Origin of the sequence: Ancylobacter sp. WKF20, assembly GCF_029760895.1 — a bacterium.
Taxonomy (GTDB): Bacteria; Pseudomonadota; Alphaproteobacteria; order Rhizobiales; family Xanthobacteraceae; genus Ancylobacter.
This window is the reverse complement of sequence record NZ_CP121679.1, coordinates 281,093-296,895: the sequence shown is the minus strand read 5'-3', so window position 1 is coordinate 296,895 and position 15,803 is coordinate 281,093. Positions and strand designations below refer to the sequence as shown.

The window sequence follows — 15,803 nt, the reverse complement described above, 5'->3', positions numbered from 1 at the left end:
GGAGCGTTTCTCCCTACGCACCGCCTCGGCCATCCGATCTATTCAGTGGCGAGGTGAGGTCCGTAACCAACACATTCTTGCCGCGCTGTCGGCCCGAACCATCGGCTAAATCTTATCGCCCCCCTCATGGCACCGCCGGATAGATCAAGGCGGGGGTAAATTCGGTCATCAATCCTTCCCGATCGATGAGAGCCCATGATGCGTCGCTGGACCCCCGTGCTGCTTCTCGCCCTGGCCCTTGGACAGGTGCCGGGCACCGTGCAGGCCGGCGATGCCGACATCGGCGACTTCATGACCATGGATGTGTGCGTCGACGCAGGCGACAGGCCGCTGCCACTCGTGCCGGGCGACACCGCCTGCACCCGCATGCGCGATGCGCGCCCTGGCGAAATCCCACCCTATGGGCTGCACAATTTCGCCGGGCGGCGAAGCTGCGCCCCCGACCAGGGTGGCGACCAGGGCACCATCGAGCGCCTCAACCTGCCGGTCACGCGCGACGGGCAGACGCGCATCGTCTCCTCGAACACTCCCGTCACCTCCAACTGCGCCGAGGGGGCGGGCCCCGACAGGGACCCCTCTCCGGCCGGCGCCTCCATTCAATGGCATGACGAGGCCTATGGCTTCATCATGGGCAGCTACAGCCCGGTCGCGCTCTCGGTCTACCAGTCGCCCGGCTGCGTCCCCGGCTCGCGTTCGTCGCGCCGGTTCTTTCGCGGCTGGATCATCGGGCCGGCCAAGGTCCCCGAGGTCGGCGCGGCCGGCTTCGGCGTGTTTGAAAGCAGCCTCGCCAAGGGCGCCGCGTCGGACGTGATGGGGGCCTGCCCCACGCGCTACCGCTCGGCCTTCACCGCCTGGCTGGTCAGCCCCATGCGCTTCAAATCCGGGCGCGAGATGACCGCGCTGGTCTCCAGCCATTTCGCGCAGGTAAGCAAGGACGGCCTGTCGCCGGGCGCGACGCTGCAGATGGAGCAGACCTACTGGACGCGCGCCTTCGGCCTGTCGCGCTGGGAAAAATGGGCGCGCGCCGACTGGACCCACCCGCGCGGCGGCGAAAGCGCGCCCGAGCTCGCGCGCCGGCTCTTCAAGAGTGGGCGGTGCAGCCCGCCCGTGGGCGGCACCGTCGACATCTCCGCCCGCACCCGCTTCAGCCCGGGCCCGCCGCAGCCGGACGCCTATACCCGTATCATCAGCGACCCCGTCAGCGGCGAGAGCCACCTCTGGTATCTGACGCTGTGCGAAGACTACACCAACACCATCCCACGCCCCGCCGCGCCCTTGCCAGATAGTGCAGGCGTCGCCGACCGGGCTTATTGGGCGCCGTAGGGCCAAGAGCATTCAACCAAACAACATCGAATATAGTACTATATTTTTAATAAATACTTTACCTACAAGTACCGCCGACTCCGCATGAAATTAGTTAACATTATCTTATGTTGCTCATTTTAGACGGAAGGTATCTAGATGAAGAACATCACGATTACACAGGATGGCGTCGCACGACAAACCAGCTCATCGTTCTTTCGAGGATCAACGACTAATTTTTACCCCAATGATCAGTCGTTGCTTAAAAACTACACAATAAGCCAATACCTGACGCATGGCTGGGTGCCGTCCCGCGGCTTTGTCGAACACTCCACGCCCATCGTCGCCTTCGGCTCGTGCTTTGCCGCCAATATCAGCAATCACCTTCATGAGCGCGGCTTCAACGTGCTCACCAAGAAGGACAACAAGGCCTATGTCACCCATATGGGCGACGGCATGGTCCACACCTACGCCATTCGCCAGCAGTTCGAATGGGCCTGGCTGAACAAGACGCCGGCGCTCGACCTCTGGCACGGCTACAGCGCGGAAGAGTTCGGCTACAGCGAGAGCGCGCGGCAGGACACGAAGAACCTGTTCGATACCGCCGAGGTGTTCGTCATCACGCTCGGCCTCAGCGAGATCTGGTACGACGAACCCACCGGCGAGGTGTTCTGGCGGGCCATTCCGAAGGACCGGTATGACGCGACGCGCCACAAGTTCCGCGTCGCCACCCATGCCGAGACGCTGGCGAACATCACGGCGATCCATGCGCTGATCCGTAAGTTCCGGCCCGACGCCACGATCATCCTGACCGTTTCGCCCATTCCGCTCACCGCGACTTTCCGGCCGGTTACCTGCCTGTCGGCCAACGCGGTGTCCAAGGCGACAATCCGCTCGGCGGTCGACGAGTTCATCAACGCGACCATGCCGACCGATGAGCGGCTGTTCTATTTCCCCAGCTACGACATCGTCATGTACGCCTTCAACCATCAGTGGACGGAAGATCGGCGGCACGTCTACCGGCATGTGCTCGACTTCAACATGAAGATCTTCGAGCACTATTTCTGCACCCCGGCCCTGCCAAAGGAGGCGCTGGACGCCTCCTATCGCAAGGCGCAGCGGCTCGACAGGCTGGTCGGTACGCTCGGCCATAGCGCGGTCGCCAAGCGCGCGACCAATGACGACGGCACCGACGACCGCCGCGAAGCCTTGCGGCTCGAGCGTCGGCAGGCCCGCATCCAGGCCCGGATCGCGCAGCGCCGCGCCGCCCGCCAAGAGCCGCCTTCGGAAGCGCGCTCGGCGGCCGGGTGAGGCAGCCCGCGTCCATGCGGCGGGCGGGCCGCCGATCAGCCCGCCTGGGCCGGCTCGCGCATCTTCTCGCGCTGGCGGCGTTCGTCACCCCGCTGGACGCCCGCGCCGACGACCGGCCGCTCTGGCAGATCATGGGCTATGGCCAGAGTCTCTCGGTCGGCGTTCTCGGCGTCCCGGCGCTGAGCACGGCGTCGAGCCCCCACGCCGTCATGTTCGCGGAAGGCATAAGGCCCCCGCTGGGCGCCGCGCCCCGGCTCGACGCCCTTGTCCCGCTGGCCGAGGCGGATGATCGGAACCGGGGCGAGACCGGCATCGCCGCGGCGGCGGAGACCTTCGTCCAGACCCTTGCGCGCCTGCGCGGTGTCGCGGTCGACCAGCTCGATATGACCATGCTGGGCGCGACCGCCGGGCGCGCCGGCGCGCGGCTGACCGCCCTCATGCCGGGGAGCATCAACTATACGCGGCTGATGGAGCGGGTCACTGCCGGCGAGACGCTCGGCCAATCCGGGCGCGGCTACCGCTATCTCGCGACGCTCTGGTCACATGGCGAGACCGACCAGCGCGCGGGCACGCCGCGGGCGCGCTACGCCGCCGACCTCGCCGCGTTGGCAACAACCATCTCCCGCGATGTTCGCCACATCACCGGGCAGAGCTGGGTGCCGCCGCTGCTGGCCTATCAGCCGGCCAGCCACCTCGCCTATCTCGCGCGCGGGCGCCCGGAGACCCCGGCGCGGCCGGAAATCGCGCTCGCCTTGCGCGAGGCCGCGCGTTCGGCCGATCCCGCCTCCGAAGCCACGATCTATTGCGTGCTGCCGCTCTATTTCGGTGCGTTCCGCGATGGCATCCACGCCACCAACCAGACCTATCGCGATATTGGCCGCTATTTCGGCCGCGCGCTGGCGAAGCTGGTCCATGCCCGCGAGACCGCGCAGCCCGTGCCACCGCTGGCGCTCGACCTTGAGGACGCCCGCTGGGCGAGCCGCTCGGTAACGCTGCGCTTCGCCGTGCCGCGTGGGCCGCTGGCCTTCGACGCGCAAGCGCTACCGCCGGCGCCGCATATGGGGTTCGACCTCTGGTCGCCGGAAGGGCAGCTCCTGCCGGATGCCATTGTGGACGTGAGCATCGTGTCGGGCGAGGAGGTGCGCGTGTCGTTCCGCGCCGAGCCCGCGCCCGGCAGCCGCCTGAGCTACGCTTTCGGCCGGCCGGAGGATCCCTTCGACCCCAAGACGCCGCCACATGGCAATCTGCGGGACAGCGAGGGCGCCGAAGATGCCAGCAAACTCAACGCCGGTCTGCGGCGCCTCGACAATTGGGCGCTGATCTTCGAGACGGCAAAGCCCTGAGGCGCGGCGGCGGACAGACGCCTACCGCACGCCCTCCGGCATCAGCTGGGCGTAGAGCTTGCCCAGCCGGTCGCGGTAGCGATCCTCGGAAAACAGCGCCGCCTGCACGCGGCCCTCGCCGGCGAGGCGGGCGCGCAGATCGGCGTCCACGCTCATGGTCTTGATGGCGTCGGCGATGGCGCGCGGGTCGTAAGGGTCGACCATCAGCGCGGCGTTGCCCGCGACCTCGGGAATGGACGAGGTGTTCGAGGTGATGACCGGCGTGCCCAGCGACATCGCCTCCAGCACCGGCAGGCCGAACCCTTCATAGAGCGAGGGGAAGACGAGCGCCTTCGCCCCGCGGATCAGGCTCACCAATAGCGGGAACGGCGCGTAATCGAAGCGGCGCACGCGGTCGCGGGTGAAGGTGAGGTTGTCGAGCTGTTCGAGATAGCGGTTGCTGCCCTCATTGAGGAAGCGCAGTTCCTCGCCCGCCTTCCACGCGGTCTTGCCGAGCAGCACCAAAGGCTCGCTCACCTGCGAGGCGAGATAAGCCTCGACCAGCCGGCCGATATTCTTCTTCGGCTCGATGGCGCCGAAGAACAGGAAATAGCCCTTGTACTTCAGCCCGAACGCACCCTCGACCTCCTCGCGGACGAGGTCTTCGCTCTTCTCCGCATATTTCGCGGGGATCGAGACCGCCTGATAGGTGTTGGTGATCTTCTCCTCGGGGTAGCCGAACAGGTCGACGATATCGCGCTTGGAGGCTTCCGAGACGGTGACGATATGATCGGCGCGGTTCAGCACGCCCTGGATCATCCGCTTGTAGAACTTCTTGTTGTCCAGCGTGGTGAAGGGCAGGCGCAGCGGCACGAGGTCATGCAGCGTGTAGATGTTGCGCGTGCCCGGCAGGCGGATCGGCAGCGGGTAGGTCCAGTGCATCAGCGCCGGCTTGTCGACGCCGCTCACGGTCAGGAAGTGCTTATAGGCGTGGAAGTGCCAGTAGCTGCGGGAGAACAGCTCGGGCGCGTTCCAGATCCGATCATAATGCGGCAGGCGCGACTGGAAGGCGCGCGTGACCACCTTGCCGCTCATCGGCACGTCCTTCGCCCGCACGCCGAGCGGGGAGGTTATGAGCTGGCGCAGGCGACGGGTGATCTCCAGCATCAGCGAGGGCGAGCCGACATTGGGATCGAAGAAGGCGATCTCGCGCAGCAGCGGGTCGGCGCTGGGCGCGGCGCGCGTGCCGTAGAGAATTTCCGTCCGGTAGCCGAGCGCGCCGCAGGCGAAGCTCAGATTGCGGGCATAGGTGGCGACCCCCGTGCCGGCCTCCAGCGCGAGGTTGTAGCCGTCGATCATCACCGTGCCGCGACCCGGCCCGCGTCCCGTGGGCACGAGCCTGGCGGGGGCATCCGGCATCACGCCCGGCTGGGCACCCGCGAGGGCGCCCGTGCCGGTCTCATCACCCCGCAACAGCATCGGGCTCCGGCACCTTGCGCGCCACCGGCGCCTTGTAGGGCCCGTGCGAATACGGGATGTCGCGAATGAGCGGCAGGTCGAACACCGTGCCCTCGCGCGGAACGGCGACCGGGGCGACGTCGATCGGCAGCGCGTCGATCAGCGGATCGACATCGAACTCCACCGGGCGCCAGGCGAGGTCGATCGCCCAGATCAGGTGAGCCCAGTCGGTGCGCTTGTTGCGGCGCTGGACATAGACCGGAATGGCCGAGCGCCCGACGCCCTGATAGAGGTCGGTGATGCGCAGATCATAGCCGTCATCCGGGTCGAGCTTGCGCTCGATCAGCCCTTCCGGCTGGCCGCGCGGCGAGAAATACAGGCACGGAATGCCGTAGCTCTCGGCGAACACCATGCCGTGCAGGCTGGTGGAGACGAGGCGCTTGCAGGACAGGATCTCGTCCAGCTTGTCGCGCAGCCCCTGCGCGCTGATCGGGGTCAGTGTGTTGATGATGTGCACGCTCCCCTCGAACTCGGCGGGGATGTGGTAGCGCTCATAGGCCTCGCGCGGCAGCGTATCGAGGGCGCGGTCGGTCAGGTCCGAGAGGTGGACGATGACGCCGAGCTCCCACTTCTTCTCCAGCTTCGGGTTGTAGAAGCGCGGCAGCGCCCAGACCGGATCGCCGAACACCGCCGGGCCGACAGCGTTTTCCTCGCCGAGAATGGCCCGGCTGACCGGGCCGCGCGTGGCGTGGACGCGGTAGATCGAACTCGGATCGGGGCGGAAGAGCTGGCGCTCGCCGTCCTGCGTCGGGTTGAGGTAGCGCGAGGAGCCGGTGCCCCACACCGAGACGTCGCCGCCCTTGAGGTTCTGGGCGATGGTGCCGACCGCCGCCATGCGGGTGCTCAGGGCGTCATGCGCCTGATGGGCGATGGGACGGCCGGAGAGCAGCGCGACCATGACCGGGGAAAGCGCGTCGCCGAGGTTCAGGTAGTTCTGCTGGCGCGTCGCCGCCGCCCAGGTCAGCGGTACGGTGCCGGTGTCACGGACAAGTTCTCGCAGGGTGGGTTTGCTCACAGGATGATTTCCTTTTTTGCGCTTACTCAGCCGCCAGAACAGGGGCCGCTTCGACGCGCTGGTAGATGTCCTCCAGGCGGACGATGTCGTCCTCGCCGAGATAGGAGCCGACCTGCACCTCGATGAGTTCGAGCGGAATGCGTCCGGGGTTGGAAAGCCGGTGGACCGAGCCGAGCGGGATATAGGTCGACTGGTTCTCGTGAACCGTCGATACGGTCTCCCCGACGGTAACTTCCGCCGTGCCGCGCACGACGATCCAGTGCTCGGAGCGGTGATGGTGCTTCTGCAGCGACAGCCGCTCGCCGGGATCGACGACGATCTTCTTCACGCGGAAGCGCCCGCCGAGATTGATCGTCTCATAGCTGCCCCAGGGCCGGTGGCACTTGGGGTGCTCATTGGCCTCGTTGCGGCGCTCGGCCTTCAGCGCGGCGACGAGGTGCTTGACCTCCTCCGAACGCTCGGAGGGCATCACCAGCACGGCGTCGCCGGTGGCGATGATCGACAGCCCCTTCACGCCCACGGCGGCGACCAGCGGGCCGTCGGAATGGATGTAGCTGTCCTGCGCATCGACCAGCCGCACCGGGCCGCGCTGCACATTGCCGCGCTCGTCGGCCGCGCCGATCTCGCGCATGGCGTTCCAGCTGCCGACATCGGACCAGGGGAAGCGGCCCTCGACCACGGCGGCGCGGCTGGTGCGCTCCATCACCGCATAGTCGATGGACACGCTGGGCGCGCTGCGGAAATCCGCGCCGAGGCGGCAGAAACCGAGATCGCTCTTGGCACTCGCCAGCGCGCGGCGCACGGCGTCCACCACGTCCGGCTCATAAAGCTCGGCCTCGTCCAGCATGAGCTGAGCGGGGAAGAGGAAGTTGCCGGAATTCCAGAGATAGCCTTCATCCATGTACTGGCGGGCCAGCTCGGCATGCGGCTTCTCGGCGAAGGCCTCGACGCGCGCGGCGCTGCCGCCATTGAGCGCGGCGCCCGGCCGGATATAGCCATAGGAGGTGCGCGGCTCGGTCGGCGTGATGCCGAAGGTGACGATATGGCCGAGGCCGGCGGCGTTCAGCGCCTTGTGGCAGGCGGCGTGGAAGGCGGGCGTGTCGCCGATCACATGGTCAGCGGCGAGCACGAGCACGCTCACCTCGTCGCCATGCAGGCGCTGGGCGAGAAGGGTGGCGGCGAGCAAAGCGGGGGCGGAATCGCGCCGCACCGGCTCCAGCAGCACGGTCGGCTCGATGCCGATCTCGCGGGCCTGGCGCTGGGCGAAGAAGCGGAATTCCTCATTGGTGACGACGATGGGCGCCGCAAACAGCGCGCCCGGCGCCACGCGGCGCAGCGTCTCCTGATAGAGCGTGCCGGCATCCTCGGCGAGAGCGAGGAACTGCTTGGGCAGCGAGTCGCGGGAAATCGGCCACAGGCGGGTGCCCGAACCACCCGCGAGAATGACCGGCACGATCTTCGAGTCAGCGATCATCTTTCTTCTCCGCCATTGCGCGTGCGGTCATCACAGGACCACAGAGCCGTTTATTCGCAAGTGCGAGATAGTATATGTGATAACGAATACGTCAACATGCATTCATCAGTCTGATTAGAACAAAAATTGTGGCAATTTATGGCAGTGAACCGTCAATAAATACCTCTTTTCTGTCAGATTTTGCGGGAATTATATCTTCTGATACCTTTTTCGATAACTTGGTTGCATCGCAACACGCAGCGGCTGTACTGGACGCGAGTGGCTTCACCTCAACCGCGAAGAGCCGGCGCAGCACCGCCTCGCGCAGCACGGGCGGGGTGAAGCGGCCAAGCGCCACCAGTCCCGCCAGCGCGAAGGGAAAGCTCACCCGCCGCGCCCCGCGCTCGGTCGCGCGGGCGATGGTCGCCGCCGCGCGCGTGGCGCTCCATTCCAGCGGGCGCCAGCCGCGATAGGTCTCAGCCATGCCGGTGGCGATGAAGCCGGGACAGGCGACGGTGAGGCTCACCCCCTGCCCCGCCAGCACCGGGCGCAGCGCTTCGCCATAGGCGATGAGCGCCGCCTTGGTCGCGCTGTAGGTCGGCTGGTCGGGCAGCGGCATCAGCCCGGCGAGCGAGGCGATGAGCACGATCCGCCCTTCACCGCGCGCCCGCATCGGGTCGATCAGCGGCAGCACGCTGGCCACCGCCCCCTCCACATTGGTGCGGATCTGCGCGAGCACATCGTCGAGCGCTTCGGCTTCACCCCGCGGGCCGAGGCTCGCCTCGATTCCGGCATTGGCGAAGACGGTGTCGATCGGCTGCTCGGCATCGGTCCGGGCGATCAGCGCATGCAGCGCGGTGCTCTCGCGCACATCCATCACCAGAAGCCGCACCTGCGCGCCGCGCATCCGGCAATCATGCACCACGCGGGCGAGCCGCTCGACATCGCGCCCGATCAGCGACAGGGCGATGCCCGGTGCCGCGTAATGGCGCGCCAGCGCCGCCCCGAGCCCGCCGGACGCGCCGGTAATGAGGATGTGCCGCCCGCTCATGGCCGCGCCTCCCGCGCCGGCAGCGCCTCGACCTCAGACACCGCCATGCGGGCGACGAGGCCGTCCACCGCCGTGGCAATGGCCTGCGGCGCGAAGAAGCCGCCGGGAAGCTGCGTGCGGGCGATCACCAGCCGGCGATAGGCGGCGACCAGCGCCGCGTCGGGCGCGGCCTCCGCCTGCCAGAAATCATCGAGCGGGCCCTGATGGGCGAGCCCCTCCATGTCATAGGTGGCCCGGCCCAGAACCTTGAGCGCGCGGCCATGCTTCAGCGCCAGAATGGCGGTGGTGGAATTTACCAGCACCACCCCGGCGCAACCCGCGACCAGCGGCTCGACATCGCCGTCCTCGATGAAGATCACCCGCCCGTCGAGGCCGAACTCCCGCGCCAGCCGGGCGATCATCCGCCGGCTGGCGGGAATGCTGGTGTCGTAGGGGTGGCGCTTCACCACCAGCCGCGCCCCATCCGGCGCGTGCCGGGCGAAGGAGCCGAGCACATTGCGCGCCACCTCCTCCACCGAGCGGAAATCCGAATGCACCCGCATCTGGAAGTCGCCTTCCAGTTGCAGGGGAAACAGGAAATAGGCGCCGCCTTCAGTGATGCGCGCCCGCGCCGCCCGGTCACGCCGCGCCGCCGCGCTCGACCCCAGCCAGCGCCACACCCAGCCGGCATAGTCGCGCGCCGGGTGGATCAGCGTATGCCGGCGGTAGCGCGGGAAAAGCGGGGCCAGCAGGAAGTAGCCGAGATGCCAGCGCACATCCCACAGCGCGCGGGGCGCGAAAGGCTCCGGCACCGGGGCGGGCTCCAGCGGCTCCGGCAGAGGCGCGGCCTGCGCCGTCACCGCCGCCGGCGTGCGCGGCAGATCGGAATGCGCATTGACGCCCCGGCTCTCGCAGGTGATGCGGCCGGGCCGGACATAGCCTTCTTCCAGCAGATGCAGGCGGATGCCACGCGCCCGCGCCAGGGCGATAGCCGGCCCATGATAGGGCCGGCAGTCGCCAAACAGCACAAGGTCGGTGATCCCGGCCTCGCTGAGGAGCCGCTCGACATGATCCGGCCAGTCGGCCAGCGCGCCGCGATAGAGCCGGGCGCGGCCGGGCCAGAACATCACGTCCCCGCCGCACAGATGCACCTTCTCGATCCGCGCGCCGCGCGCCTTTAGCGCCTGCGCGAGGCGATGGCCGAAGGGCGAGGCGGGGCCCTGCAGGAACAGGAACACCGCGCCGTCGAGCTTCCCGTCGCGCCCCTGCGGGCGCGCCGCGACAGCGGGACGGACGGGCGGCGTCGCGCGCTCGCCCGACAGCCGCTCCAGCGCGACCGGCTCGCCCGGCGCGCGCGCGAAGGCGAGGCCCTCGCGCGCCTCGAGAGCGAGCCCTTTGGCCGCCCCGCTCAATAGTCGATCCGGTCGACAATGGCCGCCGGCAGCGGCCAGGAGCTGTCGTCCGGCGACACCGCGAGCGGCATCGGGAAGGCACGGATCAGCGGGCGGTCGTCATAGGTGAGCGGGCGCCACTTGCCATAGACCCAGGAGAGCACGGCGTTCCAGTCGGTCGGCTTGGAGCGGTCGAGGCAGTAGGAGGACAGCGTGGTCCGCCCCGCGCCCGAATAGAAGTCCCGCATCCGGTGGTCGATCTGGTGCTCGTGATTGCCGAGGTCGAGCATCCGCCCCTCGCCATCGCCATAGGTGGCGAACCAGGCGCAGGGGATGCCGTAGGTCTCGGCGATGACGAGGCCGTGCAGCGAGGTGGAGACGATGGCGCGGCAGGAGACGATCTCCGCCACCTTGGCCTTCATGCCCTCCGGCGTCGGCGGGCAATGGGTGTTGATGAGGCGGATGCGGTCCTTGAAGGCATCGGGCACCGCGTAGCGGATCAGCGACGCCTTCACCTTCGAATCGAGCTCGCGCCCGTCCAGCTCGGTGATGTGCAGGATGACGCCGAGATCATGCGTCTTCTCCACGTCGCGCATCGGCCAGAAGCGCGGCAGCATCCACACCGGGTCGCCGAAGATATCGGGCACCTCGATGCCGGCGGCGCGCAGGGTGCGGGCGCTGTTCGGCCCGCGCAGCGCGTGGATGTTGAACTCGGTATTGGCCGGGCGGACATAGCCATGCACCAGCGGATCGACCGGGTTGCGCTCGGCATCGACGCCGGTGCCCCAGAAATGCAGCACGCCGTTGCGCTGGTTGTGGCCGATCGTGCCGACCCCGACCATGCGCTCGATCGGCTGATCGAAACCGGCGCGGCGCACCGGCACGCCCGCCATGCCGGCGACGATAAGCGCGCTCAGCGTATCGCCGAGATTGGCGTGCGGGCTCTCCCGCGTCGTCGCCGCCCAGGAGAGCGGGATCGAGATGCGGTCGGCGTTCATTCGCAGCAGCGTCGCCAGCGGCTCCGGCACGCCCGCATCGGGACCGGCGGGGGGAATATCGGTGCGGCGGACCTCGACCGTCTCGCGCGGACGCGCCAGGGCAAGCGCCGCCACAGGCTCGGCCCGCGCCGGGGTGGGAGAGGGAGCCGCACGGGCGGGCGCAGCGGCGAAGCCACCGCCGGCCTCGCGGTCCTGCTGCTGGAGCTGGGCCACATCATGCTGGAGCACCAGCCCCTTGATGACCGGGTGCTGCCACACCGTCCGGCCGCCGCGCGGCTTGATCGGCGAGGGCTTGAAGGGAAAGGCGTCGATCAGCCGGTCCGCGGCGAAGCCCGAAGGCTCCCAGGTGCGGTCCACCGCCTCCATCACCGCGTGCCAGTCGGTGCCGAGGCCCCGGTCCTGGAAATAGGCGGCGGTCTGCCGGCGGCCGAGGCCGAGATAGAAATCGACCACGCGCAGGTCCGACGGCCCGTTCGGATCGAGCTCCAGCCGCCCCAGCCCCCGCGGCTCGGAGAGCGGCGAGAAATAGAGGTTGGGAATGCCATAGGCCTCGGCCACGACGAGGCCGTGCATGGTCATGGAGACGATGCGCTCGCAGGCGAGAATCTCGTCGAGCTTGGCCCGGATCGACTCCACCCCCAGCGGCGTCACCGTGGTGATCAGGTGGATGTCGCCTTTCAGCTCCTCGGGGATCTGGTAGCGCTGGAAGGCCGGCAGCGGGCGCGCCTCGAAGGAGCGGTCGGCCAGTTCCGAGACGTGCAGGATGACGCCGAGCTTCCACTTCTTGCGCACCTGCGGCCGGTAGAACTGCGGCAGCAGCCAGGCCGGATCACCATACAGGCCGGGGCGCGGGCCGCCATTGGCCATCAGCTTCTCGGCCACCGGGCCGCTGGTGGCGTGCAGCACCATCGCGCCATGCGCGGGAGCCTCGAAAGCGACGCGCCGGTCGGGCGAGGCGGACGGGTTCTTCCAGGGCGAGCAGCCCGTGCCCCACACATGCACCTGCCCGCCCTCGAAGGTGTGGCCGATGGCACCGATCGCGGCCATGCGCACCGATTGCGAGCGCGCGGGCACCCGGCGCACCGGAACGCCACCAACGAGAGCCGTCATGATCGGGCTCAGCGCGTCCTCGAAGTTGAGATAGTCCATGAGGGTGGTCGACCCCGCCCAACCAAGGGGTACCTCGCCCTGAGCCCGAACGATTGCGTCCAGCGTCGGCGCCATATTACCTCTCGAAATCAAGAATATCGAACATATTCGCCGTCAAATTGCGACGGACAGTCCCCGCTTGGGCAATAGAATTACCATGTTCGGACAGCCTGTCCACCTCAGTAAAATATTCGCGGTTGTATTGAACCTTTTGCCCGCCACCACGTTGTAGACCGCTCCGCATGCGGGCGGCGTGGCGCCAGGAGGCGGGAAGACCATCGGCCGACCACCCCTCTCCAGCGGCCTCCCAACCGTTCCCCCTCATGCCCCTCGCGCTGCGGCACCCGGCACACGGTGCGAGACGCATTCCGGATCGCCATACGTCTCTCTAGTTGTGGTACCGTAATGGCAGAAACTGCGCTTGTTCACGTTCACGTTATCGCCGCATTTGGGTGAATAATCGACAGTACACAACCACACAGCGAGCGAAGCCGGGCTCAAATGTTTTACCTCCATTTTCAACGCAACGCGTCGGATAAATCGCATTACTTATGAAATGAGGTCCCATAATACCTTCGTTGGCCCAAATTTGGCGCCGATTACATAAGTTAGTATCTAGACACGCGTTTGGTTTTGATGCTGCAATGCACACCTCACGCGTATCGACAGGATTTGTGACGGATCAGGGTGGCGATGACACCTCGTTCCGTCGGTCAGTGGAGTGGGGCGGCTCATGAATTTCGAGACCATCGGACGTCAGGCCGGACGGGATGTCGAATCGGGGAGCCTCGCCTCCCTTGCCGAGATTCTGCAGGAACGGCAGGCGCTAGGTGACGACATCGATCATGAGAAACAACTATCCAATGCCTTGGATCTGATCACGTCACGGCACAATTACTTGGCAATTCCAGCCGAGATGCCGGTGGCGGGCGGCGTTTTCGTCGAGGCCGGCCAGTGCGTGATCTGGGGCTTCGACCGCGGTGACCTGAAGAAGCCGGTAGCGCTGCGGCTCATCATCGACGGCGTCGTGGTGTTCGAGCGGATTACCGCCCCGGAGGCGCATCTGCCGATCCACGCCACCGGCTACCGTCTCGCCGGCCACCGGCAGATGATCCTCACGGTGAACGAGGCCAGCGCCTATGGCGGCCTGTTCGCCGGCACGGAGATGTGGCCCGAGCCGGCCCAGCGCGAGGAACTCTCGGCCTTCATCACCCATATTGGCGGCGTTGCCCGCGAGGCGCGGCTGCGCCACCGCATCTGGCACGACATTCCCAAGATCGCGCGGCGGCTGGAAACCTCGGAGGAGCCCCCGGCGCGCTGGCGGGCCTCGGTCTACACCCGCTACATGGCCAATCGCCTCGGCCAGCAGTCCAAGCTCTCGGGCGGCCAGTCGGTCGCCAACTGGATCGTGTCGGAGGTCTTCGAGGACCACTTCAAGCGGCAGGTGTTCTGCCTCACCGACGAGATCCGCACCCTGCTCAGCGAGCCGGTGATGAACCGCCGGGTGATGAAGCATGAGGTCACCCTCATGCTGTTCGCCTTCTGGCGCCGGCACTACCCGCATATCGACATCTTCACCGAGGATGGCCTGCGGCTGGTGCAGTACAAATTCGCCACAGCGCCGTTCATCGGCGACAAGAACAATGCCAGCCTCGTCTCGGACGGCCTACGCCGCTCGCTCGCCACGCCGGCCGACATGTACCGCAACCGCGAGCTGCCCTGGAGCTGGTACTGGCTGTTCCTGCTGGAAGATCAGGGCCTTGGCGGGCGGATGCGCGACGAGCAGTTCGTTCGCTTCATCTCGTTCCGCGAGGTGGCGCTGGACATCACCCAGCCCGACCGCCTCGCCTTCAGCCCGCATGTCTGGCGCGCCCATTGGGGCGCTGGCGGCACGGGCGATTTCACCCGTTTCGACCTTGCCCTCATCGCCCTGCTCAGCGGCGCGCTGATCCCCGAGGTCGCCATCGCCGAGCGCGGGCCGGCCTATTGGCGCGAGCGTCTGCGCGCCGAGGTGTATGAGCGCGCGCCGCAGCTCGCCGTGCTCTCGGCCACGGGGCCGGTCGACGCGGATTCCGCCGACGACGCGTTGCCGATCCGCGATCTCGTCATCATCGGTCATGCCAACGACACCGGCGTCGGGCGCAACCTCTCCATGTTCGCCGAGGCGCTCAGTGCCTTTTCGCCGCTGGTGTTCAACGCCGATGACGGCGCCTGCGTGAACCCCGATGCCGCCTATGATCCGTCCATCGGCGTGCGCGCCCGCGTCGTGCTGCTCTGCGTGAATGCCGACCGCGCGCCGGAAATGCTGGCCCGCTTCGCCGGCATCTGCGAGGACGCGCACGTCATCGGCTTCTATCTCTGGGAGAGCGACCGCCCGCCGGCGAGCCACGCGCTGGGCGCCGTGGCCGTCGACGAAATCTGGGCGCCGACCACCTACGTCGCCGACGCCTACCGCAAGATCACCTCGGTGCCGGTCTCGGTGGTCGACAAGGGCATGCACCGGCCGCTCGCCTATGTGCCCTTCCTCGACCGGTTCCGCCGCTCGCCCGACGAGTTCATCTTCCTGACAGCGGCGGAGTTCGGCTCCTCCATCGTGCGCAAGAACCCGCTCGATGTGGTCAAGGCTTTCCAGAAGGCGTTCGAGCACAGCGACCACAATGTGCGGCTCATCATCAAGATCCGCGAGGTCAATCCCGGCCATTGGAGCAACATCGACTCCTACTGGGAGGAGATCGAGGAGCGCATCTCCGGCGATGACCGCATCGTGGTGCTGGAAGGCAATCTGACGCCGGAGGAATACTGGACCCTGTTGTGGACCTCCGACGCCATGGTGTCGCTGCACCGCTCGGAAGGCTTCGGCTATGTGATCGCCGACGCCATGCTGGCGGGCAAGACGGTGGTGGTCTCCGACTATTCCGGCTCGCAGGATTTCTGCGACGAGAGCAACGCCTTCCTCGTGCCGGTGCAGCAGACGCCGACGCCGCCGGAATCGCTGGCGAGCCGCGGCTATATCGGCCAGTGGGGCCTCCCGGATGTGGACGCCGCCGCGCGCGCCCTGTTCGAGGCCGCCGAACATGCCGAGCTGCGGGCGGCGCGGGCCGAGGCCGGCCTCGCCCGCGTGTCGCAGAAGTACGACTTCGCGAACTGGTCAGCCGCCATCTCCCGCCGCATCGACGAGCGGATCGCCGCCAGCCGCGCGGCTCAGGTCGCGCCGACATCCCCCGCACCGGCCGAGGTGGAAGGCTAGGGCCGCCCGCCCTGCCGCCTTCCGCGCGGGTTCGCCCGCCGTGCCGCCGGTCGCGCATCACCGGCAG

The 15,803-nt window shown here is 67.4% G+C and carries 10 protein-coding genes; 4 read left to right on the top strand and 6 right to left on the bottom strand.

Features of this window, described 5'->3' with window-relative positions; all coding sequences use genetic code 11:
• The first annotated feature begins 195 nt into the window (after nt 1–195).
• The 3 genes from AncyloWKF20_RS01350 to AncyloWKF20_RS01340 all read left to right on the top strand — a co-directional run bounded on the left by AncyloWKF20_RS01350 (nt 196) and on the right by AncyloWKF20_RS01340 (nt 3,956).
• On the top strand, nt 196–1,323 hold the full coding sequence (locus tag AncyloWKF20_RS01350) for a hypothetical protein (protein ID WP_279316185.1): 1,128 nt from the start codon (nt 196–198) through the stop codon (nt 1,321–1,323).
• 282 nt (nt 1,324–1,605) lie between these two features.
• On the top strand, nt 1,606–2,613 hold the full coding sequence (locus AncyloWKF20_RS01345) for a GSCFA domain-containing protein (RefSeq protein ID WP_279316184.1): 1,008 nt from the start codon (nt 1,606–1,608) through the stop codon (nt 2,611–2,613).
• Between the two features lie 14 nt (nt 2,614–2,627).
• Entirely contained in the window at nt 2,628–3,956 is a 1,329-nt protein-coding gene (locus AncyloWKF20_RS01340) for a hypothetical protein (RefSeq protein ID WP_279316183.1), read from the top strand.
• Between the two features lie 21 nt (nt 3,957–3,977).
• On the opposite strand, the gene AncyloWKF20_RS01335 is transcribed toward AncyloWKF20_RS01340, so the two are convergent.
• The 6 genes from AncyloWKF20_RS01335 to AncyloWKF20_RS01310 all read right to left on the bottom strand — a co-directional run bounded on the left by AncyloWKF20_RS01335 (nt 3,978) and on the right by AncyloWKF20_RS01310 (nt 12,489).
• The gene (locus tag AncyloWKF20_RS01335) at nt 3,978–5,414 is read right to left on the bottom strand and encodes a glycosyltransferase family 1 protein (protein WP_279316182.1); all 1,437 of its coding nucleotides are present in this window, start codon (nt 5,412–5,414) and stop codon (nt 3,978–3,980) included.
• Nucleotides 5,398–6,468: a polysaccharide pyruvyl transferase family protein gene (locus AncyloWKF20_RS01330; protein ID WP_279316181.1), complete on the bottom strand. Its 1,071-nt coding sequence runs from the start codon at nt 6,466–6,468 to the stop codon at nt 5,398–5,400. Before AncyloWKF20_RS01330 ends, AncyloWKF20_RS01335 begins: the two co-directional genes overlap by 17 nt.
• Nucleotides 6,469–6,490: 22 nt before the next feature.
• Nucleotides 6,491–7,942 carry a mannose-1-phosphate guanylyltransferase/mannose-6-phosphate isomerase gene (locus AncyloWKF20_RS01325; RefSeq protein ID WP_279316180.1) on the bottom strand — a complete coding sequence of 484 codons (1,452 nt, stop codon included), beginning with the start codon at nt 7,940–7,942 and terminating at the stop codon, nt 6,491–6,493.
• Nucleotides 7,943–8,078: 136 nt separating this feature from the next.
• Complete coding sequence (locus tag AncyloWKF20_RS01320) at nt 8,079–8,972, bottom strand: SDR family NAD(P)-dependent oxidoreductase (RefSeq protein WP_279316179.1); 894 nt, start codon at nt 8,970–8,972, stop codon at nt 8,079–8,081.
• Nucleotides 8,969–10,363 carry a capsular biosynthesis protein gene (locus AncyloWKF20_RS01315; RefSeq protein ID WP_279316178.1) on the bottom strand — a complete coding sequence of 465 codons (1,395 nt, stop codon included), beginning with the start codon at nt 10,361–10,363 and terminating at the stop codon, nt 8,969–8,971. The genes AncyloWKF20_RS01320 and AncyloWKF20_RS01315 overlap by 4 nt, the downstream gene beginning before the upstream one ends.
• Nucleotides 10,360–12,489, bottom strand: coding sequence for a polysaccharide pyruvyl transferase family protein (locus AncyloWKF20_RS01310; protein ID WP_279316177.1), 2,130 nt, complete (start codon nt 12,487–12,489; stop codon nt 10,360–10,362). The genes AncyloWKF20_RS01315 and AncyloWKF20_RS01310 overlap by 4 nt, the downstream gene beginning before the upstream one ends.
• Before the next feature lie 733 nt (nt 12,490–13,222).
• Between AncyloWKF20_RS01310 and AncyloWKF20_RS01305 the strand changes: the two genes are divergently transcribed.
• Nucleotides 13,223–15,736 (top strand): glycosyltransferase, encoded by a 2,514-nt coding sequence (locus tag AncyloWKF20_RS01305; protein ID WP_279316176.1) that lies wholly within the window; start codon nt 13,223–13,225, stop codon nt 15,734–15,736.
• The last annotated feature ends 67 nt before the right edge of the window (nt 15,737–15,803 follow it).

Bases quoted from the DNA above. Each gene is read 5' to 3' on its own strand.
- AncyloWKF20_RS01310 (WP_279316177.1), bottom strand. From the start codon at position 12,489: ATGGACTATCTCAACTTCGAGGACGCGCTGAGCCCGATCATGACGGCT.
- AncyloWKF20_RS01350 (WP_279316185.1), top strand. From the start codon at position 196: ATGATGCGTCGCTGGACCCCCGTGCTGCTTCTCGCCCTGGCCCTTGGA.
- AncyloWKF20_RS01305 (WP_279316176.1), top strand. From the start codon at position 13,223: ATGAATTTCGAGACCATCGGACGTCAGGCCGGACGGGATGTCGAATCG.
- AncyloWKF20_RS01335 (WP_279316182.1), bottom strand. From the start codon at position 5,414: ATGCTGTTGCGGGGTGATGAGACCGGCACGGGCGCCCTCGCGGGTGCC.
- AncyloWKF20_RS01340 (WP_279316183.1), top strand. From the start codon at position 2,628: ATGCGGCGGGCGGGCCGCCGATCAGCCCGCCTGGGCCGGCTCGCGCAT.
- AncyloWKF20_RS01320 (WP_279316179.1), bottom strand. From the start codon at position 8,972: ATGAGCGGGCGGCACATCCTCATTACCGGCGCGTCCGGCGGGCTCGGG.
- AncyloWKF20_RS01325 (WP_279316180.1), bottom strand. From the start codon at position 7,942: ATGATCGCTGACTCGAAGATCGTGCCGGTCATTCTCGCGGGTGGTTCG.